This is a genomic window from Streptomyces sp. NPDC054975 (assembly GCF_053609105.1).
In genome coordinates this window covers 97,009-123,265 of record NZ_JBSGWV010000001.1, presented here as the reverse complement: position 1 = coordinate 123,265, position 26,257 = coordinate 97,009, and the positions used below count along the sequence as shown (strand labels likewise).

At 72.6% G+C, this 26,257-nt stretch carries 23 protein-coding genes; 10 read left to right on the top strand and 13 right to left on the bottom strand.

Annotated elements, in window-relative coordinates; translation table 11 throughout:
• Positions 1-57 precede the first annotated feature (57 nt).
• Both ACWF79_RS00550 and ACWF79_RS00545 read right to left on the bottom strand, forming a co-directional pair.
• Positions 58-948 (bottom strand): DUF4097 family beta strand repeat-containing protein, encoded by an 891-nt coding sequence (locus tag ACWF79_RS00550; RefSeq protein WP_453725826.1) that lies wholly within the window; start codon positions 946-948, stop codon positions 58-60.
• A 132-nt stretch (positions 949-1,080) separates the two neighbouring features.
• Positions 1,081-1,611, bottom strand: a complete 531-nt coding sequence (locus ACWF79_RS00545) for a toxin-antitoxin system HicB family antitoxin (protein WP_453725825.1) — start codon at positions 1,609-1,611, stop codon at positions 1,081-1,083.
• 298 nt (positions 1,612-1,909) lie between these two features.
• On the opposite strand from ACWF79_RS00545, the gene ACWF79_RS00540 reads away from it, so the two are divergent.
• Positions 1,910-4,159 carry an MMPL family transporter gene (locus tag ACWF79_RS00540; protein WP_453725824.1) on the top strand — a complete coding sequence of 750 codons (2,250 nt, stop codon included), beginning with the start codon at positions 1,910-1,912 and terminating at the stop codon, positions 4,157-4,159.
• A 141-nt stretch (positions 4,160-4,300) separates the two neighbouring features.
• On the opposite strand, the gene ACWF79_RS00535 is transcribed toward ACWF79_RS00540, so the two are convergent.
• The 4 genes from ACWF79_RS00535 to ACWF79_RS00520 form a co-directional block, all read right to left on the bottom strand.
• On the bottom strand, positions 4,301-4,450 hold the full coding sequence (locus tag ACWF79_RS00535; protein ID WP_453725823.1) for a hypothetical protein: 150 nt from the start codon (positions 4,448-4,450) through the stop codon (positions 4,301-4,303).
• Positions 4,451-4,516: 66 nt separating this feature from the next.
• On the bottom strand, positions 4,517-6,226 hold the full coding sequence (locus tag ACWF79_RS00530; RefSeq protein WP_453725822.1) for an IclR family transcriptional regulator domain-containing protein: 1,710 nt from the start codon (positions 6,224-6,226) through the stop codon (positions 4,517-4,519).
• 4 nt (positions 6,227-6,230) lie between these two features.
• Positions 6,231-6,830, bottom strand: a complete 600-nt coding sequence (locus ACWF79_RS00525; RefSeq protein WP_453725821.1) for an RNA polymerase sigma factor — start codon at positions 6,828-6,830, stop codon at positions 6,231-6,233.
• On the bottom strand, positions 6,824-7,093 hold the full coding sequence (locus ACWF79_RS00520) for a hypothetical protein (RefSeq protein ID WP_453725820.1): 270 nt from the start codon (positions 7,091-7,093) through the stop codon (positions 6,824-6,826). The genes ACWF79_RS00525 and ACWF79_RS00520 overlap by 7 nt, the downstream gene beginning before the upstream one ends.
• A 192-nt stretch (positions 7,094-7,285) precedes the next feature.
• Here ACWF79_RS00520 and ACWF79_RS00515 point away from each other — a divergent pair, with 192 nt between their 5' ends.
• The 3 genes from ACWF79_RS00515 to ACWF79_RS00505 are packed head-to-tail and all read left to right on the top strand — an operon-like array spanning position 7,286 to position 11,195.
• The gene (locus ACWF79_RS00515) at positions 7,286-8,146 is read left to right on the top strand and encodes an ABC transporter ATP-binding protein (protein WP_453725819.1); all 861 of its coding nucleotides are present in this window, start codon (positions 7,286-7,288) and stop codon (positions 8,144-8,146) included.
• Entirely contained in the window at positions 8,143-9,123 is a 981-nt protein-coding gene (locus ACWF79_RS00510) for an iron-siderophore ABC transporter substrate-binding protein (RefSeq protein WP_453725818.1), read from the top strand. The genes ACWF79_RS00515 and ACWF79_RS00510 overlap by 4 nt, the downstream gene beginning before the upstream one ends.
• Before the next feature lie 5 nt (positions 9,124-9,128).
• Positions 9,129-11,195: an iron ABC transporter permease gene (locus tag ACWF79_RS00505; protein WP_453725817.1), complete on the top strand. Its 2,067-nt coding sequence runs from the start codon at positions 9,129-9,131 to the stop codon at positions 11,193-11,195.
• Positions 11,196-11,272: 77 nt separating this feature from the next.
• Here the strand turns inward: ACWF79_RS00505 and ACWF79_RS00500 are convergent, their stop codons facing one another.
• From ACWF79_RS00500 to ACWF79_RS00490, 3 genes are all read right to left on the bottom strand, one after another.
• Positions 11,273-13,663, bottom strand: a complete 2,391-nt coding sequence (locus ACWF79_RS00500) for an ATP-binding cassette domain-containing protein (RefSeq protein WP_453725816.1) — start codon at positions 13,661-13,663, stop codon at positions 11,273-11,275.
• A 184-nt stretch (positions 13,664-13,847) separates the two neighbouring features.
• Entirely contained in the window at positions 13,848-14,204 is a 357-nt protein-coding gene (locus ACWF79_RS00495; RefSeq protein WP_453725815.1) for a VOC family protein, read from the bottom strand.
• 80 nt (positions 14,205-14,284) lie between these two features.
• Positions 14,285-15,214: a LysR family transcriptional regulator gene (locus ACWF79_RS00490; protein WP_453725814.1), complete on the bottom strand. Its 930-nt coding sequence runs from the start codon at positions 15,212-15,214 to the stop codon at positions 14,285-14,287.
• Between the two features lie 110 nt (positions 15,215-15,324).
• Here ACWF79_RS00490 and ACWF79_RS00485 point away from each other — a divergent pair, with 110 nt between their 5' ends.
• From ACWF79_RS00485 to aroQ, 6 genes are all read left to right on the top strand, one after another.
• The gene (locus ACWF79_RS00485) at positions 15,325-16,173 is read left to right on the top strand and encodes an EamA family transporter (protein WP_453726159.1); all 849 of its coding nucleotides are present in this window, start codon (positions 15,325-15,327) and stop codon (positions 16,171-16,173) included.
• Positions 16,174-16,355: 182 nt separating this feature from the next.
• The gene (locus ACWF79_RS00480) at positions 16,356-17,447 is read left to right on the top strand and encodes a substrate-binding domain-containing protein (protein WP_453725813.1); all 1,092 of its coding nucleotides are present in this window, start codon (positions 16,356-16,358) and stop codon (positions 17,445-17,447) included.
• 102 nt (positions 17,448-17,549) lie between these two features.
• Entirely contained in the window at positions 17,550-18,332 is a 783-nt protein-coding gene (locus tag ACWF79_RS00475) for an ATP-binding cassette domain-containing protein (protein WP_453725812.1), read from the top strand.
• Positions 18,329-19,630 carry a sugar ABC transporter permease gene (locus ACWF79_RS00470; RefSeq protein WP_453725811.1) on the top strand — a complete coding sequence of 434 codons (1,302 nt, stop codon included), beginning with the start codon at positions 18,329-18,331 and terminating at the stop codon, positions 19,628-19,630. Before ACWF79_RS00475 ends, ACWF79_RS00470 begins: the two co-directional genes overlap by 4 nt.
• A 192-nt stretch (positions 19,631-19,822) precedes the next feature.
• Positions 19,823-20,755 (top strand): glucose-6-phosphate dehydrogenase assembly protein OpcA, encoded by a 933-nt coding sequence (gene opcA / locus ACWF79_RS00465; RefSeq protein ID WP_453725810.1) that lies wholly within the window; start codon positions 19,823-19,825, stop codon positions 20,753-20,755.
• Between the two features lie 65 nt (positions 20,756-20,820).
• Positions 20,821-21,264 carry a type II 3-dehydroquinate dehydratase gene (gene aroQ, locus ACWF79_RS00460; RefSeq protein WP_453725809.1) on the top strand — a complete coding sequence of 148 codons (444 nt, stop codon included), beginning with the start codon at positions 20,821-20,823 and terminating at the stop codon, positions 21,262-21,264.
• Here the strand turns inward: aroQ and ACWF79_RS00455 are convergent.
• From ACWF79_RS00455 to ACWF79_RS00440, 4 genes are read right to left on the bottom strand one after another with little or no spacing between them, the layout of a single operon-like run.
• A complete protein-coding gene (locus ACWF79_RS00455) occupies positions 21,234-21,947 on the bottom strand; it encodes an ABC transporter ATP-binding protein (RefSeq protein WP_453725808.1) in 714 nt (237 codons plus the stop codon). The genes aroQ and ACWF79_RS00455 overlap by 31 nt on opposite strands.
• On the bottom strand, positions 21,944-22,885 hold the full coding sequence (locus ACWF79_RS00450) for an ABC transporter ATP-binding protein (RefSeq protein WP_453725807.1): 942 nt from the start codon (positions 22,883-22,885) through the stop codon (positions 21,944-21,946). The genes ACWF79_RS00455 and ACWF79_RS00450 overlap by 4 nt, the downstream gene beginning before the upstream one ends.
• Positions 22,872-24,611, bottom strand: a complete 1,740-nt coding sequence (locus tag ACWF79_RS00445; RefSeq protein ID WP_453725806.1) for an ABC transporter permease subunit — start codon at positions 24,609-24,611, stop codon at positions 22,872-22,874. Before ACWF79_RS00445 ends, ACWF79_RS00450 begins: the two co-directional genes overlap by 14 nt.
• A complete protein-coding gene (locus tag ACWF79_RS00440; protein ID WP_453725805.1) occupies positions 24,608-26,119 on the bottom strand; it encodes an ABC transporter substrate-binding protein in 1,512 nt (503 codons plus the stop codon). Before ACWF79_RS00440 ends, ACWF79_RS00445 begins: the two co-directional genes overlap by 4 nt.
• Positions 26,120-26,257: the final 138 nt, after the last annotated feature.

Sequence of the window (26,257 nt, the reverse complement as noted above, 5' to 3'; positions counted from 1 at the left end):
GGAGAGGAGCTGCGGGTGAGGGGTGCCCGAGGGGGAGAGGGGAGCGCGTACGGAGGATCAGGCGCGGGTGATGATGATGTCGCCGGCCCCGGTGCGGGCGTGCACCTCGACGGTCTCGTCGGATTCCGCGGGCCCGGCGGCGGGGCCGAGCGCGTTGCGTACCGTGCCGTACTTGGGGGTCAGGTCGAGCCAGGCGGCGGTGCCTTCGTGGATGCCGACCTCGATGTCGCCGATGCTGGTGCGCAGGTCGATCCGGCCGCGGGTCACGTCGCCGACGCGGATGGCGCCGTTGGCGCAGGAGGCCTCGACCCCTGCGTGGGCGACGCCGATCTCGATCCGTCCGTTGGCGGACTTGGCGGCGGCGTTGCCGTGCACGATGCCGACGACGATGTCACCGTTGGCCGCGCTGGTCTTCAGGGTGCCGGTGACCTCGCCGACGGAGGTCACGCCGTTGGAGTTCTTGACGGTCGCCGCGCCGGCGACGGCGCCGATCTCGATGCGTCCCGCGCCGGCGATCTCGACGTCGCCGGTCGAGCGGTCCAGGCGGATGTGGCCGGTGTCGGTCCTCAGGTCGGCGCTCGCCACCTCGTCGAGCTGGAGGTCGCCGAGGCCGGTCTTGAGCACCGTCGCGCCGAGGCGGCCCTCGCAGAAGAAGCCGCCCATGCCCGTGGTGCCGCGGACATCCGATCCGGCGGGCAGTTCGATGCTCACCTCGACGGCGCCGGGCTTGCCGAAGGGGGACCGCTTCTTGGGCGTCTTGACCGTCAGGCGGCCGCCCGAGCAGGTGACCGTGGTCTGCTGTACGGCGCGTAGGTCGTTGTCGTCGGAGCCGTCCCGCGGCAGCACCTCGACGACCGTGTCGGTGCGCTTGCCCGCGGCGATACGGGCGGTTCCGGCGTCCAGCTCGAGGATGGCGGAGATCGGGTCCGGGGTCTCGAACGTAGGCATAGCTGTTCCGTCCTCTTGGTTCGGGTGGGTGATCCCGCTGGTGAGGCGGGTGATGAGTGACGTCGGCGGGATCGGCGATCCGCCGGTGAAGTGGGGTGGCGCGCGGGGCAGGTGGCCCCGGCGGGTCTCCGGCTAGCGGACCCAGCCGGTGAAGCTCCGGCTGCCCGAGTCCTTGCCGCGGCCCGGCGGAGCCGTGCGCTCCCGGCCGTCGAGGGCGGTGGACACCGCCCGCACCAGCCAGGCGTTGACCGACAGGCCCTCCGCCGCCGCCGCGCTCTCGGCACGCGCCTTGAGGTGGGCGGGGAGGCGGAAGTTGATCCGCGCCATGGTGCCGTCGTCGGCGTCCGAGGGCGCCGGGGACGGGGCGGGCGCGGCGGGGGCGGTGACCGGGGCCTGCGTCTCCTGGAACGGCTCGGGTGCGGGCGGTGGCGTCACCACGAACTCGGGGTCGAGTCCGCGCAGCCGCACGTCGACCGAGCCGGGCGCCAGCTCCCGGGTGACCTCGCCCATGGCCGCGGAGAGCGCGTTGAGAAGGGTGAGCCGGGTGGCGGACTCCAGGGGGGCGGTGAGCCGCTCGGCGAGGGCGCGGGCTTCGTCACCGCCGGCGTCCGCCGCGAGGGCGAGTTCGTGCCGGAGGTTGTCGACGTAGGGCGTGAGGTCCATGACGCCATCATGGCACACTCGTGGCGCTATGGCGAGCCACGGTGGCATTTTCGTGGCGCATTCGTCTTTGACCTGGGGTTTCACCGATTTCATGGCGCGGCGGGGAGCTGTTTCCGCGAGGCTATGGCTTGCGGTGGCGGCACGGTGATGTCATGGTGGCACCACTCGGGCGGCAAGCGTGATGCCATCGAGGTGCCCCATTGGTGTCATCTCCCAGGACGGTCCCTCTCCTCGTCCCGCTCCGCGCTCGACCCTCTTCCTTCCGCCGTTTCCGGCCCTCTGACAGGAGTTCCTCGCCGTGGCTACCTTCCTCTACAAACTCGGCCGTCTCGCCTTTCGGCGCCGATGGCTGATGGCCCTGCTGTGGCTGGTGATCTTCTGTGGCGCCGGCGTCGCCGCCTCCTCCGCGCCGATGCCGCCCGCCGACACCTTCTCCATGCCGGGCACGGAATCGCAGAAGGCCTTCGACCTCCTGGAGGAGAAGTTCCCGGACGCGCGTGCCGACGGAGCCAGTGCGCGCATCGTGGTCCGGGCGCCCGAGGGTGGGAAGATCTCCGCCCCCGCGCAGAAGGACCAGGTGGCGGCACTGATCGCGCGGATGAAGGCCTCCCCGCAGGTGGCCTCGGTGACCGACCCGTTCATGACGCAGGCGGTGAGCAAGGACGGCACCACCGCCTACGCCATCGCCACGTACAAGGTCCCCGCCACCGAGATGGGCGACACGGCACACGACGCGCTCGACGACGCCTTGGCCCAGGCCCGCGCCGGCGGCCTGACCGCCGAGGCCGGCGGCGACGCCGTGAAGATCGACGCCGCGATGAGCGGGACGGGCGAGAAGATCGGCATCCTGGTCTCGGCCGTCGTTCTGGTCCTCACCTTCGGCTCGGTGATCGCCGCCGGAATGCCGCTGCTCACCGCCCTCGTCGGCGTCGGCGTCGGCATCTCCGCGATCACGGCCCTCGGCTCCACCCTCGGGCTGTCCAGCACCACGTCGACGCTGGCGATGATGCTCGGCCTCGCCGTCGGCATCGACTACGCCCTCTTCATCGTCTCCCGCTACCGCGCCGAACTCACCGAGGGCCGCGAGCGCGCCGACGCCGCGGGGCGGGCGGTCGGAACCGCGGGCTCCGCGGTCGTCTTCGCCGGGCTCACCGTCATCGTGGCCCTCGCCGGCCTGGCCGTCGTGAACATCCCGATGCTCACCAAGATGGGGCTGGCCGCCGCGGGCACCGTCGCCATCGCCGTACTCGTCGCCCTCACCCTCGTACCCGCGCTGCTCGCCTTCGCGCCGGTCAAGGTGCTGCGCCGCCGCGACCGTGCCCACTTCTCCGGCAAGCCGCTCAGCGCCCGCCGGCAGCGCAAGGCCGCGAAGAGCGCCGAGAAGGACGCCCGCCGCAAGCCCAACCTCGGCTCCCGCTGGGCCAGTTACGTCCTGCGCCACCCCGTCGCCGTCCTGCTCCTGGCCGTCGTCGGCCTCGGCACGGTCGCCGTACCCGCCGCCGGCCTGGAGCTCGGTCTGCCCGGCGAGGGCACGATGGCGCCCGACACCACCCAGCGCAAGGCGTACGACATGCTGTCGGAGTCCTTCGGCGCCGGCTTCAACGGGCCCCTGATGATCACCGTCGAGGGTCCGGACGCGGCCGCCGCCGCCAAGACGGTCGGCGAGCGCCTGGCCGAGCAGGACGGCGTCGCCGCCGTCACCCCGGCCACGCCCAACGAGGCCGGCGACACTGCGATCCTCAACGTCGTCCCGACCACCGGTCCCACCGACGCCGCGACCGAGGACCTCGTCCGCTCGATCCGCGGTCTCGCCGACGGCTTCCAGGCCGACACCGGCGCGGAGGTCCTCGTCACCGGTCAGACCGCGATGTTCATCGACTTCTCGCAGACCCTGAACGACGCGCTGCTTCCCTATCTCGCCCTGGTCGTGGGCCTGGCGTTCCTGCTGCTGATGGTGGTCTTCCGTTCGATCCTCGTCCCGCTCAAGGCGGCCCTGGGCTTCCTCCTCTCGGTGACGGCGGCGCTCGGCGCGGTGGTGGCGGTCTTCCAGTGGGGCTGGCTCGCCGATGTCTTCGGCGTCGACCAGCCGAGCCCGATCATGAGCACGATGCCGATCTTCATGATCGGTGTGGTCTTCGGCCTCGCCATGGACTACGAGGTGTTCCTGGTGACCCGCATGCGGGAGGCGTACGTCCACGGGGCGCGACCCTCCGAGGCCGTCGTCACCGGCTTCCGCTACGGCGGCAGGGTGGTGGCCGCGGCCGCCGTCATCATGATCAGCGTGTTCTCCGGCTTCATAGTGGAGGACAACGACTTCATCAAGATGATCGGCTTCGGCCTGGCGGCCGCCGTGCTCTTCGACGCCTTCATCGTCCGTATGACGATCGTGCCCGCCCTGTTCGCGCTGCTCGGCAAGAGCGCCTGGTGGCTGCCGCGCTGGCTCGACCGGCTGCTCCCCAACCTCGACGTCGAGGGCGAGAAGCTCCACCGCACCGCCACCTCCGGCCGGCTGTCGGCTCCCCGCCGCGAGCGCGAACTCGTCGACTAGCGTCCCCGGTCGACTCCGTCGACCAGCATCAGACCCCAGCGGCTCCGCGTCGCTGGGGTCTGTTCCGGCTTGCCGCGACGAGGCGTCGCCGGATGAACGAGCCCATGTGTCGGCCCTCCGCCACGCGGACCCCCGCGCGGGTCAGCCCTGTTCGCGGAAGTGGGTCTCCGGCATCACGTTGTCGTGCTCCCTGGGCTCCTTCGTGCCGAAGCGGGCCCACACCAGGAACACGCCCAGCCCAACGGTCAGCAGACCCACCGGTATGAGCACCGCGAGAACCCATTCGGGCATGGCGCCTCCCCCTTCGTCGTCGTTTCGGGCAGGGGTCCCTTCCCCCGTGCCCGGAGTGGCCGAACCTCAGGGCAGAGCACGGCGTGGCTCCGGAGTCGTGGTCTTGGCCGGAGGGGTGTCCTCCGTGAGGAGCTGGGCGAGGAGGAGACCCGTGGCGCGGTGGCTCAAGGAGTGGGCGGCGGTGAGGAGACGAGGGTGCTGGTGTGCCGGAAGGGAAAGGGCGACGCTCGTGGCCCGGCCGGGCAGCCCGAGTGAGTACGCGACGCACACCTCCGTCCTGGAGTATTCGAGCAGGTCGAACTGGGCGGCGTACGGGCCGTGTCCGTCGAGGGTCTCGATCAGGGCGCGCGGGTTGGTGATGGTGCGATCGGTGAGCGGGATCGAGGGGTGGCGGGCGAGATGGTCCATGCGGGAGTCGAAGTCGAGCTGGGCCAGGAGACTCTTGCCGACGGCACTGGCGTGACCGGTGTCGGTGAACGGAGCCCACTCGTCGACCGGCGGGGCGGTCGCGCTGTGCGCGGCCTCGTGGATACGGATCTCGCCGTCCGTGTAACTGCTGAGGTAGACGGCGGCGTCGAGTTCGTCGCGCAGACCGGCCAGGGTCTTCTTGAGCAGCAGGCGGCCGGGTTCGGGTTCGGTGACCAGCTCCATGACCGGCCCGGGGTGGTGGACGCCGGCGACGGTGACGACCAGTCCCTGGCCGCGGAGCCATTCCAGGAGCAGGGCGGTCGCGTTCAGGGACATCCCCGCGCGCTGCGCGAGGGCGCGCGTGTCCGCGCCGCCCGCGCCCACGATCAGGTGGAGCAGGTCCCTGGCACGTTGGGTGGCCTGCCATCTGGCCGGGACCACGGCGGGGGAGCGGTGCCGCCTGGCCATGTCGTGGAGGACGGCCGGCCGCAGGGCGTTCGCCGACCACCAGGGCTCCTCGGCGCGCCTGCCCGTACCGGCAGCGCCCATGGGGCCGGACGGCTGGAGCGGCGTGGCGGCGGTGGAGGTCTCGGCGGGCAGCTCCGGCAGGGGGAGAGCCGGCCCGGACCGCTGTCCGCCCGGCAGCGCGCTCAGCCGCGGCCGGCTGCTCTCCGCCCCGGCGGCGGCGCCGGCCGGGTGGCGGTAGTCGCTCGGTACCTGCGGCGCCGGTACGAGGAAGAGCTGGGGCTGCGCGTCGAGTTCCCCGGCCGCGACGGCCGGTGCCTCCTCGGCGCCCGATACGAACGACGTACCGTCGGCCGCCGCCCCCGGAAGGGGAGCCTCGGGCTCGACGGGGGGCAGCGCGCAGAGCAGGTGCTCGGACACGCCGAGCCGGGTGCGGACCTCCTCGAAGAACTCGGTGTCCTCGCACAGGAGAGTCGCCGTCCCGCCCGCCGGGCGCCGGTTCCCGAGCGCGGCAAGGAGCCGGGCCGCGTCCCCGTGTCCGTGCCGGGCCGCCTCGGCGACGAGGTAGCTTCCGTCGTCGGCCCACTCCCCGCCGGCCCGCAGCGCGACCACGGCGAGCCGGAACAGGGCTCCCGGGTGACCGACGGCCGCGGCCTCGCCCAGCCACTGCGCCGCGCTCGTCAGTTCGTCCCGGCCGAGGGCCTTCGATCCCAGCCGGTAGAGCGAGTTCGCCCGCTCGCGTTCCTCGCGGCCCGCCCCGTACGTCTCGGCGAGCGGGCCGAACGCCCCGTCGGGCCGGTCCCAGAAGTCCGGGGGCCCGGCGAGCCGGTTCATCAGTTCCACGAGCCCGGCCGGGACGTCCGGCGCCGGGCGGCCGCCGCCGGCCTCGTTGAAGCGGCTCACAACGTCACCTGTCCTTCTTCAAGCATCGTGTCGTCCTTCGGTGCTCGTCGCGGATGAACGCGCCAAGGGCGTCCCGCAGTTCGGCCACCGCCTTGTGCCGCTCCCGGTGGAGTCGGTCCGCCCGCATGCCGAGCGAGGCCGCGATCTGCACGTCGCTGAGCCCCTGGCTCTGGAGCCGTACGACCTGGCGCCGCCGGCTCTGCGGCATCGCGTCGATGGCGGGCAGCACCAGGTCCTTCAAGGGGTCGAACTCGCCGACCGCCTGGCGCTGTTCGGGCAGCGAGACCGTCAGGCCGTCGCCCGCCAGCTCCAGCCTCCCCTCGCTGCGGAGCCGGTCCCGTGCCAGGTTCCACGCGGCGGCCCGCAGATAGGCCGGGACGTTCACCTTCTCGTCGAGTTCGCCCTTCGCGGCCTTGCGCGCCACCCGCAGGAACGCTTCCTGCGCCACGTCCTGGCAGGCCTGGAAGGAGAGCTTGTCGTCGGCCCGCCGCCGCAGGAAGAGCGGCTCCCGGTCCATGAACAGCGCGTAGTGGTCGTACAGCCGCTGTCCGACCCCGCGGTCCACCGCGCGTGGTGGTGCCTGCCTCGTCTCGCCGTCTACCACGGGGCGTGCTCCTTCGCCGAGGACGGGCGGCAGGCCCCGTCCGACACCACCACGACCTCGACGGTGACGTGCGGGGCCGCCCCGGCGTGCCCGGACTCCCGCGTCGAGGAAGCCGGTGCGTCCCGCGGGTCGGTGGCGGGCCGCTCGGTGCCACCCCTGGACCGCCGCCGGTCCACGTACAGGTGCACAGCGGCGGCGAGCCCGGGGATCACCACGCTCGTCAAAGCCGGGGCGAGCCCGGTCCACTCGAAGGGCGCCGTCATCTGAGTCGTTCTCCATCTGCTTCGAAGGGGACGCAGGTGCGCGCCCTTGCCTCACAGACGGCCGACGACGGCCGGTTCTCCCCTCAGGACCGCAATGCTCCGAAAGTGATCGGAAGGCTGAGCGGAATTGACCGACCTTGCCCCAATCACCCCAGGTCCACGCCGGGATTAGGTTAGGCTAACCTGTGCGGCGTGAGAGTTGGTGAAGAAAGTCCGCAGGCCACGTCCGTACGCGGTCATGCGCTGTCGGCCACTGATGTCACCGTCGCCTACGACGGTGTCGATGTCGTGCACGGCGCGTCCGTGACACTGCGGCCCGGCGACGTGACCGTGCTGGTCGGCCCGAACGGCAGTGGCAAGTCCACGCTCCTGCGGACGATCGCCCGGTTGCAGCGGCCCCGCAATGCCGCCCTGACCATCGACGCGGACACGGACGGCCTCGCCCTGACGCCCCGCGAGTTCTCCCGGCACGTCGCCCTGCTGACGCAGGGTCGCCCCACGCCCAGCGGGCTGACGGTACGGGACGTGGTCGAGTTCGGCCGCTATCCGTACCGAGGCCGCTGGGGCAAGGCCGACCCGGGCGGCCGGGCCGCCGTCGACCGCGCGCTGCGCATGACAGGCGTCGAGGAGTTCGCCGAGCGGGGCGCCGAGCACCTCTCCGGAGGACAGCTCCAGCGCGTCTGGCTCGCCGGCTGTCTCGCCCAGGAGACCGGCGTGCTCCTCCTCGACGAACCCACCACCTACCTCGACCTGCGGTACCAGATCGAACTCCTCGACCTCATCCGCGACCTGGCCGACGACCACGGCATCGCCGTCGGCGTCGTCCTGCACGACCTGGACCAGGCCGCGGCCGTCGCCGACCGGATCGTGCTGCTCCGGGCGGGACGGATCATCGCCGAAGGCCGCCCCGAGGACGTCCTGACCGCACCACGGCTCACCGACACCTACGGCATCCGCATCGAGGTCGACACCGACCCCTCGACAGGCCGGCTGCGCACCCGCGCGATCGGCCGCCACCACACGCGAAGCGAAAGGCTCAGCCCCACCTCATGAGACGCCTCCTCCTCACCGCCGCGGTCGCCACCGCGGCGGCGCTCACCCTGACCGCCTGCGGCACGACCGAGCCCGCCAAGGACGACGCGAAGAAGTCCGCCGAGCCGATCACGCTCACCGACGACACCGGCGCCAAGGTGGAGCTCGACGGCCCCGCGAAGAAGGTCGTCGGCACCGAGTGGAACGTGGTCGAGACCCTGATCTCCCTCGGTGTCGACCCCGTGGGCGTCGCCGACGTCAAGGGCTACAAGACCTGGGACTCCGCCGTCCCGCTGAAGAACGACCCCAAGGACATCGGCACGCGCGGCGAGCCGAGCGTCGAGACCATCGCCGGCCTGAAGCCCGACCTCATCGTCGCCACCAGCGACCTGCCGCCGGCCGCCGTGAAGCAGCTGCGCGGGATCGCCCCGGTCCTGAACCTCACGGCCGCCGACGCCGCCGACCCCATCGGCCGGATGACGAAGAACCTCGACGCCATCGCGAAGGCCACCGGCACCACGGCGCAGGCCGACACGCTCAAGAAGGGCTTCGACGCGAAGCTCGCCGAGGGCAGGAAGGCCCTGGCCGACGCCGGGCTCGCCGGCGCCAAGTACGCCTTCGCCGACGGCTACCTCGTCTCCAACCAGGTCCAGATCCGCCCCTTCACCAGCGGTTCGCTCATCGGCGCCGTCAACGAGAAGCTCGGCCTGAAGAACGCCTGGACGGTCAAGGGCGACCCGGCCTACGGCCTCGGCACCACCGACGTCGAGGGCCTCACCAAGCTCGGTGACGGCGTGCACTTCGCGCACATCAGCAACGACGGCGACGCGAGCAGCAACCCCTTCGAGGGCGCCCTGGCCAAGGACAAGGTGTGGACCTCGCTGCCGTTCGTGAAGAAGGGCGACGTGCACCGGCTGCCCGACGGCATCTGGATGTTCGGCGGCCCCGAGTCGATGAACCAGTACGTCGACTCCGTCGTCAAGGCGCTGACGAAGTAACCCCCATGGCCGTCACCGCACCTTCCTCCGCCGCCCTCCCGTCGGCGGCCGCGTCCCGGTCGGGCGCGGCCGCGGTGACGGCCGTACTCCTCCTCCTCGTCGGGGGCCTCGCCCTCGTCGACATCACCCAGGGCACCGCCGCCGTCGGCGCCGCCGAGGTGTGGAAGGCGTTCACGGGCCAGGCCGACCCGGCCGACGCGTCCGTCGTCATCGCCTCCCGCCTGCCGAGGATGGCCGCGGGGCTGTTCGTCGGAGCCGTCCTCGGCATCGCGGGCGCCGCCCTCCAGGCCGTCAGCCGCAACGTGCTCGCCTCGCCCGACACCCTCAGCGTGAACGCGGGCTCCTACCTGGCCCTTGGGGCCGTCTCCGCGAGCGGGCTCTCGCTCCCGCTGCTCGCCTCCTCCGGCGTCGCCTTCGTCGGCGGCCTCGTGGCGGCGGCCGTCGTCCTCGGGCTCTCCGGCCTCGGCGCCGGCACCGTCCGGCTCGTGCTCGCCGGCAGCGCCCTCACCCTCGGCCTGACCGCCGTGACCGAGGGCCTGATCCTGCTCTTCCCCCAGGAGACGGAAGGCCTCTACACCTGGAACCAGGGCAGCATCTCCCAGAACGGCTTCGACGGCGTCCTGCAGATGGCGCCGGTCGGCCTCCTCGGTCTCGTCGGACTGCTGCTGGTCTCCCGCAAGGTCGACGCCCTGGCGCTCGGCGACGACGCCGCCCGCGGCCTCGGCGTCCCGGTGCGCGCCACCCGCGTCACCGCCGTCGTGCTCGCCGCGCTCCTGTCGGCGGCCGCGGTCACGCTCGCCGGACCGATCGGCTTCGTCGGCCTGTGCGCCCCCGCCCTCGTGCGGCCCCTCGTCCGCCGGTTCCGCTCCTTCTCCCGTGCGCGGGCTGCCCTGCCGATCGCCGGTCTCGCCGGCGCCGCCCTCGTGCTCGGCTCGGACGTGCTGCTGCGCGCCGTCATCCCGGCGGACACGGCGGTCGCCGTGCCGACGGGTGTCGTCACCAGCCTGGTCGGCGCGGTCTTCCTGATCGCGATGGCGACGCGGGTACGGGACACCGCCGGAGCCGCCGCCGTCGACCGGCTGCGCATCCGCAGCAGGGCCGTCTTCCTGACCACCACCACCGTCCTGGTCGTCGCCCTCGTGGGCGTGACGATCGCCGCCGTCCTTCTCGGCGACAGCAAGCTGCTCCTCGGCGACGTCGCCAACTGGGCGCAGGGCAACGCCGGCAGGACCGTCTCCTTCGTCCTCGACACGCGCGTGCCCCGGGTCCTCGCGGCGCTCCTGGCCGGCGCGGCACTCGCCCTGGCCGGAACGCTCGTCCAGGCCGTGACCCGTAACCCGCTCGCCGAGCCCACGACGTTGGGCGTGTCCGGCGGCGCCGCACTCGGCGCCGTCCTCCTCGTCACGTCGGTGCCGCTGGCCGCCTCGTGGAGCGTGGCCGGTGCCGCGTTCGCGGGCGCCGCCGTCAGCTCCCTCATCGTCTTCGGACTGGCCGCGCGGGGCGGTTTCCAGCAGAACCGGCTCGTGCTCGTCGGCTTCGGCGTCGCCACCGGCTCGGCGGCGCTGATCAGCCTGCTCATCGTCCTCACCGACCCCTTCAACGCGACCAAGGCCCTCACCTGGCTGTCCGGTTCCACCTACGGGCGGACCATGCCGGACATCGTGCCCCTCGCGGTCGTGCTCACCGTGGGCGTGGCCGTCGCGTTCGCGCGGCGTACGGAGCTCGACCTCGTCTCCCTCGACGAGGACACCCCCCGGCTCCTCGGCCTGAGTCTCGGGCGGGGCCGCCTGGGCTTCCTCGTGCTGAGTGTCCTGCTCAGCGCCACGGCCGTCGCCGCCGCGGGCACGATCGGCTTCGTGGGCCTCGTCGCCGCGCACGCGGCCCGCGCCCTCGTGGGCAGGCAGCACGCGCGCGTGGTCCCGGTCGCGGTCCTCCTCGGTGCCGTACTCGTCTGCACGGCGGACCTGTTGGGCCGCACGGTGATCGCGCCCGGCCAGCTCGGCGCCGGACTGATGACGGCCGTGATCGGCACGCCGTACTTCCTCCACCTACTGGTCCGCAGCCGTCGGTGACGACGGCGGCCGCATGGCCGAGAGCCCCGCCCCCGGAGACGTTCCCAGGGCGGGGCTCAGGCGTTTCAGCGGCCGCGTCAGCCTCCGACGTAGGCCGCGAGGTGCTCGCCGGTGAGGGTGGAGCGGTCGGCGACGAGCTTGGCGGGCGGGCCCTCGAAGATGACCTTGCCGCCGTCGTGACCGGCGCCCGGGCCGAGGTCGATGATCCAGTCGGCGTGCGCCATCACGGCCTGGTGGTGCTCGATGACAATCACCGACTTGCCGGAGTCGACCAGCCGGTCGAGCAGGCCGAGCAACTGCTCCACGTCCGCGAGATGGAGCCCGGTGGTCGGCTCGTCGAGGATGTAGACACCGCCCTTGTCGGCCATGTGGGTGGCGAGCTTGAGCCGCTGCCGCTCGCCGCCGGACAGGGTGGTGAGCGGCTGGCCGAGGGTGAGGTAGCCGAGCCCGACGTCGGAGAGCCGTTCGAGGATCGTGTGCGCGGCGGGTGTCCGCGTCGCGCCCTCGCCGAAGAACTCCTCGGCCTGCGTCACGGACATCGCGAGCACCTCGCTGATGTCCCGCCCGCCGAGCTTGTACTCGAGCACCTCCGCCTGGAACCGCTTCCCCTCGCAGTCCTCGCAAGGGGTGGCGACGCCCGCCATCATCGCCAGGTCGGTGTAGATGACCCCGGCGCCGTTGCAGGTGGGGCAGGCGCCCTCGGAGTTGGCGCTGAAGAGCGCCGGCTTGACGCCGTTCTCCTTCGCGAACGCCTTACGGATCGGGTCGAGCAGACCGGTGTACGTCGCCGGGTTGCTGCGCCGTGAGCCACGGATCGGGGCCTGATCCACCGACACCACGGTCTCACCGGCCGGAATCGACCCGTGGACGAGGGAGCTCTTGCCGGAGCCCGCGACGCCGGTGATGACGACCAGCGCCCCCAGCGGAATGTCGACGTCGACGTTGCGCAGGTTGTTCGCCGTCGCGCCGCGGATCTCCAGCGCGCCGACGGGTGTACGCACCGTCTCCTTGAGGGAGGCGCGGTCGTCGAGATGGCGGCCGGTGATCGTGTCCCCGGCCCGCAGCCCCTCCACGGTGCCCTCGAAGCAGACGGTGCCGCCGCCCGTACCGGCGCCGGGACCGAGGTCGACGACATGGTCGGCGATCGCGATCGCCTCGGGCTTGTGCTCGACGACGAGGACGGTGTTGCCCTTGTCGCGCAGCCGCAGCAGCAGGTCGTTCATCCGCTGGATGTCGTGCGGGTGCAGGCCGATCGTCGGCTCGTCGAAGACGTACGTGACGTCGGTGAGCGACGAGCCGAGGTGCCGGATCATCTTGACGCGCTGCGCCTCGCCGCCCGACAGCGTGCCGGCCGGCCGGTCGAGGGCGAGGTATCCGAGCCCGATCTCCACGAAGGAGTCCAGGGTCCGCTGGAGCGCTTCGAGCAGCGGCGCCACCGACGGCTCCTTGAGACCGCGGACCCACTCGGCGAGGTCCCGGATCTCCATCGCGCACGCGTCCGCGATGCTGATCCGCTTGATCTTCGAGGACCGTGCCCCTTCGCTGAGCCGGGTGCCGTCGCACTCCGGGCAGGTGGTGAAGGTGACCGCCCGCTCCACGAAGGCCCGGATGTGCGGCTGCATCGATTCCTTGTCCTTGGACAGGAACGACTTCTGGATCTTGGGGATCAGCCCTTCGTACGTGAGGTTGATGCCGTTGACCTTGATCTTGGTCGGCTCCCCGTAGAGGAAGGCCTGCATCTCCTTCTTGGTGTACTTGCGGATCGGCTTGTCCGGGTCGACGAAGCCGGACTGGGCGTAGAGCTGCACGGTCCACTGGCTGTCCGACTTCCAGCCGGGGATGGTGAAGGCGCCCTCGGCCAGCGACTTGGAGTCGTCGTAGAGCTGCGTGAGGTCGATGTCGGAGACCTTGCCCCGCCCCTCGCAGCGCGTGCACATCCCGCCCGTGCGCTGGAACGTCGCCTTCACGGTCTTGGTCTTGGCGGCACCCCGGTCGACGGTGATCCCGCCGCTCGCCCGGACCGACGCCGTGTTGAAGGAGTACGCGCTCGGCGGGCCGATGTGCGGCTTGCCGAGCCGGCTGAACAGGATGCGCAGCATCGCGTGGGCGTCGGTGGCGGTGCCGACCGTCGAGCGCGGGTCGGCGCCCATCCGCTGCTGGTCGACGGTGATCACCGTCGTCAGGCCTTCGAGGACGTCGACCTCGGGGCGGGCGAGGGTCGGCATGAAGCCCTGGACGAAGGTGCTGTACGTCTCGTTGATCAGCCGCTGCGACTCCGCCGCGATCGTGTTGAACACCAGCGAGCTCTTGCCCGAGCCGGAGACTCCGGTGAAGACCGTCAGCCGGCGCTTCGGGATCTCGATGCTGACGTCCTTGAGGTTGTTCTCGCGCGCGCCGTGCACGCGGATCACGTCGTGACTGTCGGCACCGTGCGGCGCGGGCGGCTGCGCGCCCTTCCTCGTGGCCATGCTGATCGTGCTCTCCATCCGTGAGGCGGGCCGCGCACCACGCGGCCGCCGTCCGTCCCTCCGGCCGTCTTTCCGACGCGCCGTCCGTCGGTCCTTCCGGCGCGCCGACCTTCAGCCGTCCGTCCCACCCGGTTCTACGTCGCGGGGAGGCCGGAGGCAACGGTTCAGCGCCGCGCCGTCACGCTCACCGGTCCTGAACCAGCCCCAGCACGTTGCCGTCGGCGTCCGTGAACGTGGCCACCAGTCGGCCGCCACCGACGTCCTTGGGCGCGTCCTTCACGGTCGCACCGGCGGCCGTCACCTCGGCCAGCTTCGCCTCGATGTCCGTGACGTGCCAGTAGGCCACCGGCGAGGTCATCCCCTGCGGGCCGCCGTTCGGGACGAGCCCGATGTGCTGGCCCTCGGCGTCGAAGCCGACGTAGTAGTCGCTGTCGGCCTGAGGCCGGATGCCGAGCAGCGCGGCGTACACCTCCTTGGCCTTCGCCAGGTCGGACACGGGGTGCAGCACGGTCTTGATGCCCTGGGTGGGGGTGCCGGTCATGATCGCTCCTGAGGACGTGGGTCGCCCGGACCCGGTCGGTTTCGTGCGGACATCGGCCCTCCGACGCCACGCCAGCCACGCTACGTGCGGCCCGGGGACGGCGCTTCTCGATTCCTGACCGGTTCGACCGCGCCAGGATCGAGGCCGAGGACGGTGAGAAAGGCGGTCGCCGCCGGGGTACGGCCGACGGCGCTCCAGACGGCGTACTCGACGCGGGTCGGCGCGTCCGTGACCGCGATCGTGGTGACGCCGGTCAGCTGGTGCACGTACATGGACGGGAGCAGGGCGACCGCCAGGCCCTGGCCGACCAGGCGGGCCATGAAGAGGTCCGCCGTCGTCACCTCGAACGCCACCTCGCGGGCGAGGCCCGCCGCCGCGAAGGCGAGGTCGGACTGGACGCGCCCGGCCGTCCCGGCCGGAAGGTCCACGAAGGCCTCCGAGGAGAGCCGGCGCAGGTCCACCTCCGGCTCGCCGGCGAGGGGATGGTCCGGGGCGACCACGGCGACCAGCCGGTCGTGGGCGAGGACATGGGCGGCCACACCGCGCGGCGGCGGCGCCGTGCTGGGCAGCCCCAGGAACGCCACGTCGAGGACGCCTTCGCGGACCTGCTCGGCGAGATCCTCGCTCGCACCCACCTTCAGGCCGATGCGCACCTGCGGGTAGCGCCTGCGGAACGTGCGCAGCGCCCCGGGGACGTCGACCGCCGCGACGGTCGGGATCAGGCCCACGGCGAGCCGGCCGCGTACCTCGCCGACGGCAGCGGCGACCTCGGCCGCCGCCCGCTCGGCGGCCTCCAGACACTGGCGGGCGGCCGGAAGGAACGCCGCCCCGGCCGGGGTGAGGCGCACCCTGCGGCTCGTACGGTCGAAGAGCCGCGCGCCCAGCTCCCGCTCCAGGCGCGCGATCTGATGGCTGAGGGCGGACTGGACGACCAGGCACCGTTCGGCGGCCCGGGTGAAGCTGTTCATCTCGGCGACGGCGACGACGTACCGCATCTGTTGGAGGTCCACCGATCCATCGTGGATCGTGATGGATCACGTGACAAACATGTGTTGGACTCATCGATCTCTGCCGCCCGAGACTGCGGGCATGACAAGCCCCCTCCTGTCCCGCACCCTTCCTGACGGCGCTCGCGCCCGTCTCCTGGGGCACCTTCTACGTCGTCACCACCGAGCTCCTGCCGCCCGCGCACCCCCTGTTCGCGGGGCTCATGCGGGCGTTGCCCGCCGGTCTGGTCGCGCTGGCGATCGGCCGGACGTTGCCGCGTGGGGCGTGGTGGGGGAAGGCCGCCGCGCTCGGCGTCCTGAACATCGGGCTGCTCTTCCCGCTGCTGACCATCGCCGCCGAGCGCCTTCCCGGAGGCGTGGCGGCGACCCTGGCGGCGGCCCAGCCGCTCGCGGTCGCCGTGCTGGCCGTGGTGGTCCTCCGGGAGCGCCTGTCCGTCTGGCGGCCGGCCTGGGGGCTGGTGGGCGTGGCAGGTGTCGGCCTGGTGGTGATCGGGCCGAGCGCGGGGTTCGACCTCGTCGGTGTCCTCGCCGGCCTCGCCGGCGCGGCCACGATGGCGCTCGGGGTGACGCTCACCAAGCGCTGGGGGCGCCCCGCCGGAGTGGGCCCCACCGCGTTCGCCGGCTGGCAACTCACCGCAGGCGGCCTGTTCCTGCTGCCGCTCACCTTCCTCGTCGAGGGGGCGCCGCCCGCGATCGGTCTTCCCGCCGCCCTCGGCCACCTCTGGCTCGGCCTGGTCGGCGGCCTGATCGCCTTCGTCCTGTGGTTCCGCGGCGTCACCACGCTCCCCGTCACCTCCGTCGCGGTGCTCGTCCTGCTCTCCCCGCTGGTCGCCGCCGTGCTTGGCGCCGCCCTGCTCGGTCAGACCCTGGGACCGGTCCAGCTCCTCGGTTTCGGGCTCTGCCTCGCCGCGATCGTCGCCGCGCAACTGCCCGCGCCGGCCGCCCGCAGGGCGCCCGCCTGACCGGGCGCAGTCGCAGGGCGGCCGCCTGAACTGCGTAAACGTCGAGCCTCCGGGCCGGGGCGATTCACCCGCTTGCCGGTCATCCGGTTGCGGCTAATGTCGTATTAAGGCCACATGTGCACCCCCTTGGCTCCTGTGCTCTCCCGGTGACGGGACAGGGGGGCGTACGGAAGGAGCCCCCCATGATGCGCACATTGCGTGGCGCGATCGCCCTTGCCGGAGCCGCCGCCCTGTCCCTGGGCGCGGTCTCCATGAGTGGCGCGGCCCAGCCGGGCGCGGCCACAGCGGCGCAGGGCGAAGTGAAGATCGGCCTGCTGCTCCCGGAGAGCAAGACCACGCGCTACGAGAAGTTCGACCGGCCGTACATCGAGCAGAAGATCAAGGAACTGGCGCCCGACGCGCAGATCGACTACTACAACGCCGCCGAGAGCGCCACCACCCAGCAACAGCAGGTCAACACCGCGCTCGCCAAGGGCAACAAGGTGCTGATCCTGGACGCCGTGGACTCCAAGTCCATCCAGTCCTCCGTGCAGAAGGCCAAGGACGCCGGCGTCAAGGTCGTCGCGTACGACCGGCTCGCGCAGGGACCCGTCGACGCCTATGTCTCGTACGACAACCGCAAGGTCGGCGAGTTGCAGGGCCAGGCGCTCCTCGACGCGCTCGGTGACAAGGCCGAATCCGGCCAGATCGTGATGCACAACGGCTCTCCCACCGACCCCAACGCCGCCGAGTTCAAGGCCGGTGCGCACTCCGTCCTCGACGGCAAGGTGAAGATCGGCAAGGAGTACGACACTCCCAACTGGGACCCGAACAACGCCAACCAGCAGATGGCGGGCGCCATCAGCGCCCTGGGCAAGGAGAACATCGTCGGCGTGTACTCGGCCAACGACGGTCTCGCCGCCGGTATCGCCACCGCCCTCAAGGCGGCCGGCATCAACGTCCCGTTGACCGGTCAGGACGCCCAACTCGACGCCATCCAACGGATCCTCCTCGGCACCCAGACCATCACGGTCGAGAAGCCGTACAAGCCGGAGGCCGACATCGCCGCCACCATGGCCGTCGACCTCGCCGAGGGCAAGGAACTCCCCGACTCCCTGACGCCCACCACCGTCACCAGCGGCAGCGGGCAGAAGGTCCCGGCCAACCTGCTGACACCGATCGTGGTGAACAAGGACAACATCAAGGACACGGTCGTCAAGGACGGGCTGTACACGGTCCAGGAGATCTGCACACCCACCTACGCGGACGCCTGCAAGCAGGCCGGACTGGAGTAGCCCTGGAGCCCGGGGCCTCGGATCCCGTGGCCCCGGGCCTCGGAGCCCTGTCCGAGCATCCGCGCAGCAACGCAACGGGGGCCGGGTAGGAGGCGGTTGACGGTGCCCGAAACACCTGTGCTCAGTCTGCGGGGGATCTCCAAGAGGTTCGGAGCGGTGCAGGCCCTCACGGACTTCGACCTGGACGTCCACCCCGGCGAGGTCGTCGCGCTCGTCGGCGACAACGGCGCCGGCAAGTCGACCGCCGTCAAGGCGATCGCCGGGGTGAACCCGCCGGACGAGGGCGTCATCGCCTGGGAGGGCCGCCCGGTCACCGTCCACCGGCCCCACGACGCCCAGAACCTCGGTATCGCCACCGTCTACCAGGACCTGGCGCTCTGCGACAACCTCGACGTCGTCGGCAACCTCTTCCTCGGCCGTGAACTCAGGCGCTGGGGCGTGCTCGACGAGGTCGGCATGGAGCAGCGTTCGCGCGAACTGCTCGACACCCTCTCCATCCGCATCCCCAGCGTCCGCATCCCCGTGGCCTCCCTCTCGGGCGGCCAGCGCCAGACCGTGGCGATCGCCCGCTCCCTGATCGGCGAACCGAAGGTCGTCATCCTGGACGAGCCGACCGCCGCGCTCGGCGTGGAGCAGACCGCCCAGGTCCTCGACCTTGTCGAGCGGCTCCGCGAACAGCGCCTGGGCACCATCCTGATCAGCCACAACATGGTGGACGTGATGGCGGTCGCCGACCGTATCGCCGTCCTGCGCCTCGGCCGGAACAACGGCTTCTTCGACCGGCGCTCCACCACCACCGAGGAGATCATCTCCGCCATCACCGGGGCGACCGACAGCGCGGTCACGCGCCGCCAGGCCCGCAAGCGGGAGGAGGGGGAGCGATGAGGCGCGACCGAGGCCGCCACGAGCCCTCCGGCCCGGGGCCCGGCGACGGCGCCGGCCAGGAACCGGCCCACGACGCCGTACCCGCCGTCGACACCCGGCTGATCGTTCGGGAGGAGGGCTTCAAGGGGTACCTCGGGGAGTTCAGGCGGAAGCTGCGCAGCGGCGAACTGGGCTCGCTGCCCGTCGTCGTCGCCGTGATCATCATCTGGACGGTCTTCGGCACGCTGGACAGCGCGTTCCTCTCCGCGCAGAACCTCTCCGACCTCAGCCAGCAGATCGTCGGCACCGGGATGATCGCGATCGGCATCGTCTTCGTCCTGCTGCTCGGCGAGATCGACCTCTCCGTCGGCTCCGTCAGCGGCCTGTGCGCCGCGCTCTTCGCCGTGCTCAACGTGCTGAACGGCATGAACGAGTGGCTGGCGCTGCTGGTCGCCGTCGCCGGCGGAGCGGCCGTCGGACTGATCCACGGCTTCTTCTTCGCCAAGGTCGGCGTGCCCGCGTTCGTCGTCACGCTCGCGGGCAACCTCGCCTGGAACGGCCTCATGCTGCAGGTGCTCGGCACCAGCGGCACGGTCAACATCCCGAGCGAGAGCGTCGTCTCGGAGCTGTACTCGACGATCTTCCGCAGCCCGGCCGCCGCCTACATCACCGCGGCCGTCGGCGTCGGGCTGTTCCTGGCGGCCTCGCTCCTCGACGCCCGGCGCCGCCAGCGCGCCAGGGTGCCGTTCCGGCCGATCGCCGAGATCGCGATCCGTACGGTCGTCATCGCCGCGATCGCCTTCGTCGCCGCCGCCATCCTCAACCAGTACCAGGGGCTGCCGCTGGCGCTCCTGATCTTCCTGATCCTCCTGGTGCTCCTCGACTTCGTGCTGCGCCGCACCTCGTACGGGCGGCAGATCTTCGCCGTCGGCGGCAACATCGAGGGCGCGCGCCGGGCGGGCATCAGCGTGCCGTTCGTCCGGATGAGCGTCTTCTCCATCGCCGGCACGATGGCGGCGATCGGCGGCCTCTTCCTGGCCGGGCAGATCCAGTCCGCGAGCCAGACCTCCGGCGGCGGCAACCTCCTGATGAACGTCATCGCGGCGGCCGTCATCGGCGGCACCAGCCTCTTCGGCGGACGCGGCTCGGTCTGGTCCGCCCTGCTGGGCGCGCTGGTGATCGGATCGATCCAGTCGGGCATGAACATCATGGGCGTCAGCAACGCCGTCCAGTTCATGATCACCGGATCGGTCCTGCTGGCCGCCGTGGTCGTCGACTCCCTGTCCCGCAGGAGCCAGAAGGCCGCCGGGCGCGCCTGAACACCACACGCCGCGCCGGTGCGGGGCCTCCAGGGGCGCCAGTTGGTGCTCGGCGAGGCGCGGCCCGCCCGCCGCGACGGTCCCTCGGCGGCGGTGGTGCGGGACCACCGCCAGCGGGAACGCTGCCGCGCGCGTAGGCTCGGGGGGGACAGGCGCGGTGATCGCACGCGACGGAGGGAACGGGCGCGGGCCATGAAGATCGATCTCACGGACACCACATCCAGCAAGATCAACAAAGCGATCGTCGAGGGCCGCCGGGCCGTCGGCACGCCCGCCGTCGGCATGGTGCTCACCCTCGTCATCGTCACCGACGAGGAGAACGCCTACGACGCGCTGAAGGCCGCCAACGAGGCCTCCCGCGAGCACCCGTCCCGCACGCTCGTCGTCATCAAGCGCCATGACCGTTCGGCCCGGCGGCGCAACGAGGCCCGCCTCGACGCGGACGTCCGCGTCGGCAGCGACGCCGGATCGGGGGAGACCGTCCTCCTGCGGATGTACGGCGAACTCGGCGCCCGCGCCGACTCCGTGGTCCTCCCGCTGCTCCTCCCCGACGCCCCCGTCGTCGTCTGGTGGCCGGTCGACGCGCCCGAGGTGCCGTCCACGGACCCGCTCGGCTCGCTCGCCCAGCGCCGCATCACCGACGCGTACGCCGTCGAGGACCCGCTCGCCGCGCTCGACGTCCGCGCCGCCTCCTACGCCCCGGGCGACACCGACCTCGCCTGGACCCGGCTCACCCCGTGGCGCTCGATGCTCGCCGCCGCCCTCGACCAGGCCCGGGCGACGGTCGTCTCGGCCGCCGTGGAGAGCGAACCGGACAACCCGAGCGCCGAACTGCTCGCCCGGTGGTTCGAGGACCGGCTCCAGGTCCCCGTCGAGCGGGTGGACACGGCCGGCCCGGTCGTCACCGCCGTACGCCTCGGCACGCCGGACGGCGAGATCCGCATCGACCGCCCCGAGGGCCCGGTCGCGCGGCTCTCCATCCCGGGCCAGCCCAGCCGGGTCCTCGCCCTGAAGGTCCGTACGACGGCCGAGCTGATCGCCGAGGAGCTGCGCAGGCTCGACCCCGACGAGGTGTACGCCTCGGCTCTGCGGAGGTCGCTCACTCCGACGGCGGCCGCCGCGTAGCGGGAGCGGCTCAGGCCGGGATGTCCGGCGACACCCCGTCACATTCCGTCCCTTGAGGAGTCGCCATGGAGACCCCCGTGCTCGTCCTCAACGGGCCCAACCTCAACCTGCTCGGTCTGCGCGAGCCCGCGATCTACGGCACGGACACGCTCGACGCGATCGAGCGGCTCTGCCACGACACCGGCGAGCGGCTCGGCCTCCGTGTCGACTTCCGGCAGTCGAACCACGAGGGCGTCCTCATCGACGCCGTCCAGGAGGCCCGCACCACCCACCGCGGCATCGTCATCAACCCCGCGGGGTACAGCCACACCTCCGTCGCGCTGCGCGATGCGCTGGCCGCCGTCGGACTGCCCGTCGTGGAGGTGCATCTGTCGAACATCCACCGCCGCGAGCCGTTTCGGCACCACTCGTACGTCTCCGGTGTCGCCGACGCCGTCATCTGCGGCGCCGGCGCCCAGGGCTACGCCCTCGCCCTCACTCACCTCGCCTCGCTGACCTCGAAGGGCTGAGGGGCCGGAGTCGGAACGATCCTCCCCTCGCGCATGGTGAGCACCCGGTCGCACATGTGCCGGACCGCCGCCATGTCGTGGGAGATGAACAGGCAACCGAGCCCGAGCCGGTCCTGGAGGTCGAGGAGCAGGTTGAGGACGCCGGCGCGCAGGGACGGGTCCAGGGCCGAGACCGGTTCGTCCAGGACGAGCAGCTCCGGAGAGCTCGCCAGGGCGCGGGCGATGCCGGCGCGCTGGCACTGCCCGCCGGAGAGCTCGTGCGGGAGCCGCTCGCCGAGCGCGCCGTCCAGGCCCACCATGTCGAGGAGTTCGGCCACCCGTTCCGGCCCGGTGGGCCGTGACCAGCGGCCCTGGACACGCAGCGGTTCCGCGATCTGGTCGCGGATCCGCCGCCGCGGGCTGAGCGAGCCGTACGGATCCTGGAACACCGGCTGGAGACGCGGCCGGACCGCTCGGATCCGGCGCTCGCTCAGGGCGCCCAGCTCCAGACCGTCGAACCGGACCTCGCCGCTGTGCGGTCTGCGCAGGCGCAGGACCGCGGCGGCGGTGGACGACTTCCCGCAGCCGGACGGGCCGACCAGGCCGACGGTCTCACCGGCGTCCACATGGAAGGAGACGCCGTCGACGGCGGTGGTCCCGCCGTGGCGTACCACCAGGTCGCGGACGTCGAGCAGAGGGCTCATACGGACTCCAGGGCGGCGTGGTGGCAGGCGACCTCGCGCCCGTCGAGGCGGCGGGGCGCGGGCCGTTCCGTCCCGCAGCGGTCGGTGGCGCGGACGCAGCGGGGAGCGAAGGCGCATCCCGCCGGCAGCTCGCCGGGGGTCGGCGGGCGGCCGGGAAGGGCCGGCAGCCGCGTGCGCGGAGCGGTCTCGGGGGTGGGGAGGGAGGCCAACAGGCCTGTGGTGTAAGGAGCGAGGGGCCGGGCGAGGATCCGCTCCACCGGCCCGTACTCGGCGAGCACCCCGGCGTACATGACCGCCATGCGGTCGGCGTGCGCCCGTACGACGTCGAGGTCGTGGGTGACCAGCACGAGCGAGGCCCCCCGTGCCGCACACCGTTCGCGCAACAGACCGAGGACCTTCCCCTGGGTCTCCGGGTCGAGCGCGGTCGTCGGCTCGTCGGCGACGACCAGGGCGGGTTCGTTCACCAACGCCATGGCGAGGACGGCGCGTTGCCGCATGCCGCCGGAGAACTCGTGCGGGTACGCACAGGCCTTGGCGGCGGGGATGCCGACCTCGGCGAGGGCGGACTCGGCGCGCCGCCGGGCCTCCTTCCTCGCCATCCCCTGCACGGACCGCAGGGCGAGGGCGAGTTGGTCGCCGACCGGGTGGACGGGAGAGAGGGCGGAGAGCGCGTCCTGCGGGACGAGCGCGAGCCGACGGCCCCGGTCGGCCGGCGTGACCGGGCAACCCCCGAGCAGCACCTCGCCGGAGACCGTCGCCTCGCGCGGGACCATCCCGAGCAGGGCGCGGGCCGTCAGCGACTTCCCCGCGCCCGACTCGCCCACGAGCGCCAGGACCTCACCGGCGCGGACCTCGAAGGACACGTCGCGGACCACGTCCACGCCGTCGAAACCGACGCGGAGCCCCTGGACCGAGAGCAGGGTGTCAGACCGGGACACGGGTCGCCTTCCTTCGCGGTGAAGCGGTACGGGTGGAGGTGTGGGTGCGCCGCACCGTCGTCCGGGAGAGGGTGACGGCGAGCGCGGCGAGCAGCGCGAGCGCGACCGCCGGCGCGAGGGCCGCCACCGGCGCCCGCTCCACGTAGTCGGCGGACTCGTCGAGGAGCAGCCCCCACTCCGGGGACGGCGGCTGGGCGCCGAGCCCGAGGAAGCCGAGCGAGGCGAGGGCGAGCGCGATGCCGGGCAGCCGCAGGACGGCGTGCCGGGCGACCGGCGCCGCCACCGACGGCAGGACGTGCCGCCCGAGGATCCACAACGGGCTCGCGCCCATCGCCCGCTGGGCCAGCAGGAAACCGGAGGCCCGGACCTCCTGGGTGAGCGCGGCGGCGTGGGCCGCCAGCGGTGGCCAGGAGACCAGCGTGACGGCGACCGTCGCGGCGCCGGTGCCGGGCCCCGTCGCGGCGGCGACCAGGATGCCGGCGACGACGGGCGGCACGGCGTTGGCGATGTCCGCGAGCCCGGAGGCCGGCCGCGGCAGGAAGCCGAGCGCCAGCGCCACCAGAAAGGCAGACATACAGACGACGGCGGCCGTGCCGACCGTCGACGCCGCGCCGTGCCCGAGCCGGGCGAGCACGTCCCGGCCCAGGGCGTCGGTGCCGAGCGGATGCGCCGGGGAGGGCGATGCGAGCCGGGCCGCGGTGTCGATCGCGTACGGCTCGCGCAGCAGACCCCAGCCGACCACGGCCACCAGGACCGCGCCGAGCACGACCGGCACGGCGACGGGGACCCGTACGGGACGGGCGGCGGGCAGCGTGAGCCCCGCGTCGCGCAGCGCGGGACCCAGCAGCCTGCGCCGCACGACGGCCGTGAGGGCGCCCGTCAGGACCCCGAGCGCGAGCAGCGCCAGGACCGCGCCCTGGAGCAGCGGCAGGTCCTGCGACTTGGCCGCGCCCAGAGCCGTACGGCCGAGACCGGGGACGGCGAAGACCGTCTCGACGGCGACCGCGCCGCCGGTCAGGCCGACCGCCACCATCCCGAACTGCGGGACCAGCGGCGGGAGGGCGCGGCGCACGGCCGCCGCGGCGATCACGGTCCGGCCGACGCCCGCACCGCTCCACAGCTCGACCCAGCGCTCGTCGAACACGGCAGGCAGCGCGTCGGCGACCAGCCGGCCGAGCAGCGCCCCCGCCGGAACGCCCAGGGCGAGCGCCGGCAGGACCAGGTGGGCCGGTCCGGCCCAGCCCGAGGTCGGGAACCAGCCGAGCCACACCCCGGCCGTGATCAACAGCCCGAGGGAGAGCAGGAATTCGGGGACGGCGGCGAGGACCGCGGCCAGGGCCCCTGTCGTACCCCGCCCGCGGACCAGGACGGGGACGGCGAGCGCAGCGCCGACCAGGAGCGCCACGACGAGGGCCGCGCCCATCAGCGTCAGGGAGACCTGGAGTCCGGCGGCCACCGACGGCAGGACGTCCGTACCGGAGACCCAGGAGACGCCGAGGTCGCCGCGGAGCAGGCCGCCCGCCCACCGTCCCAACAGGCCGAGCGGGCCCGCGTCGAGTCCCAGGTCCGCTCGGATTGCGGCCAGGGCCTCGGGCGTCGGCACCTGTTCGGCGGACCTGGCCCGCAGCACACCGAGCGCGGGGTCCGTGCCGGACAGCCACGGCAGCAGCCCGGTCACCGTCAGGACGGCGACCAGGCCGGCCGCCCTCGCGAGGGCCGCTCTCACTTGACGACGGTGTCGAGGGTGACGAGCTCACGCTCCCGGGGATCGTGCGCGGCGCCGCTCACGTTCGCCGCGTCGCCCTGGATGACGCGCTCGTGCAGCAGGGGCACGGCGGCGTCGGTGGCGAGCACCGCGGCCTCCGCGGTCATGACGGCCCGGCGCCGGGCGTCGCCCGTCGCGGTCTGGGCGGCAAGGACCAGCGCCCGGTCGACGGCCGGGTCGGCGAGCTGTGAGAGGTTGAAGGAGCCCTCGCCCGCGAAATCGCTGTACAGGTACGCGGCCGGGTCGCCGGAGTCGAGAACGGTGGCCCGGGACAGGACGAACGCGTCGAACTTCCCCGCCAGCGCGTCCGCCTCGATGTTCGCGTACTCGCGCACGTCGAGGGTGACGGTGAAACCGGCCGCCTGGAGCTGCTGTTGGAGCACCTGGGCGACCTCCGGAAGCTCGGCCCGGTCCGTGAAGGTGCCGATCGTGATCCGGGCCCCCTTCGGGACACCGGCCGCCGGGTGGGCGGCCTTTCCGCGCAGCTTCCCGGCCCAGGGCAGCGCGGGGCCGAGCAGCCCCTGGGCAACGTCGGCCCGGCCCTCGTACACGCCCGTGACGATCTGCCCCGCGTCGATCGCCTCGCGGGCGGCGGCGCGCAGCGCGGGGTCCTTGAACGGGCCGGATCCGGTGTTGAGGTACAGGGTGTTGGTGCGCGGCATCGGCACCTCGGTGATCAGCTTCCGGTCGAGCAGCGCGGCCTGCGAGACCGGTACAGCCTCGACGACATCGGCCTCGCCGCTGCGCAGGGCGGCGGCCCGCGCGGTGCCGTCCGGCACGAACTTCACGTCGATCCCGGAGGCCTTGGCCCTGCCGCCCCAGTAGGCGTCGTACCGGTTCAGAGTCGCGGAGGCGGTGCCGTTCACCGTGACCAGCTCGAAGGGGCCGGTGCCCGCGCCGACCGGGCTGACCGTCTTCCCCCGGTACGCCTTGGCGGCCAGGATCGACAGCTGTGGCGAGCTGAGGCGCTGCGGTACGAGCGGATCGGCGGCCGCCGTGGTGACGGTGACCGTGCGCGGGCCGGTGGCCCGGGCGGTGAGGTCGACGCCGTCGAGAATGCGCGGCTTGGGGGAGGCGCCGGCGGCGACGGTCAGGGACTTCACCACGGACTCGGCGGTGAGAGGGGTGCCGTCGTGGAAGGTGACGCCGTCGCGGAGCGTGAAGGTCCAGGTCCGGTCGGACTGCTTCCACGTCGTGGCCAGGGCGGGGACGGCGTTGCCGTCGCGGTCGAGCCGGACGAGCGTCTCGGCGGTGGACCAGCGCGACAGTTTGAAGGCGTCGTCCGACAGCGGGGAGAGCCCCGAGCGCGGGGGCTGCATCATCGCGACGCGCACGCGCGCGCCGTCGGATCCCTTCGCCTCGGTGCCGGTGGCCGAGAAGCAGCCGGTGAGCAGGGCGGAGGCGGCGCCGACGGAGAGGACGGTCAGCGGGGCGCGGCGGCGTGTGCGGGAGTGTGCGGGCAGGCGCAAGGGAGGTGCCCCCAACGGGAGGTGCGACAAGTGGTTGATCGCTTGACCATACCATCATGACAATCGTTTTCATTACGCCCCTCTCGGCGCCCTGCTCCGCGGGCCCCCGGCGCCCGGCGTGCAGTAACTCCTCCCAAG

Excerpts from the sequence above, each read along its gene's own strand:
- ACWF79_RS00550 (WP_453725826.1), bottom strand. The coding sequence starts at position 948 with ATGCCTACGTTCGAGACCCCGGACCCGATCTCCGCCATCCTCGAGCTG.
- ACWF79_RS00545 (WP_453725825.1), bottom strand. The coding sequence starts at position 1,611 with ATGGACCTCACGCCCTACGTCGACAACCTCCGGCACGAACTCGCCCTC.
- ACWF79_RS00535 (WP_453725823.1), bottom strand. The coding sequence starts at position 4,450 with ATGCCCGAATGGGTTCTCGCGGTGCTCATACCGGTGGGTCTGCTGACC.
- ACWF79_RS00520 (WP_453725820.1), bottom strand. The coding sequence starts at position 7,093 with ATGACGGCGCCCTTCGAGTGGACCGGGCTCGCCCCGGCTTTGACGAGC.
- ACWF79_RS00510 (WP_453725818.1), top strand. The coding sequence starts at position 8,143 with ATGAGACGCCTCCTCCTCACCGCCGCGGTCGCCACCGCGGCGGCGCTC.
- ACWF79_RS00505 (WP_453725817.1), top strand. The coding sequence starts at position 9,129 with ATGGCCGTCACCGCACCTTCCTCCGCCGCCCTCCCGTCGGCGGCCGCG.
- ACWF79_RS00500 (WP_453725816.1), bottom strand. The coding sequence starts at position 13,663 with ATGGCCACGAGGAAGGGCGCGCAGCCGCCCGCGCCGCACGGTGCCGAC.
- ACWF79_RS00495 (WP_453725815.1), bottom strand. The coding sequence starts at position 14,204 with ATGACCGGCACCCCCACCCAGGGCATCAAGACCGTGCTGCACCCCGTG.
- ACWF79_RS00480 (WP_453725813.1), top strand. The coding sequence starts at position 16,356 with ATGATGCGCACATTGCGTGGCGCGATCGCCCTTGCCGGAGCCGCCGCC.
- ACWF79_RS00470 (WP_453725811.1), top strand. The coding sequence starts at position 18,329 with ATGAGGCGCGACCGAGGCCGCCACGAGCCCTCCGGCCCGGGGCCCGGC.
- opcA (WP_453725810.1), top strand. The coding sequence starts at position 19,823 with ATGAAGATCGATCTCACGGACACCACATCCAGCAAGATCAACAAAGCG.
- aroQ (WP_453725809.1), top strand. The coding sequence starts at position 20,821 with ATGGAGACCCCCGTGCTCGTCCTCAACGGGCCCAACCTCAACCTGCTC.
- ACWF79_RS00455 (WP_453725808.1), bottom strand. The coding sequence starts at position 21,947 with ATGAGCCCTCTGCTCGACGTCCGCGACCTGGTGGTACGCCACGGCGGG.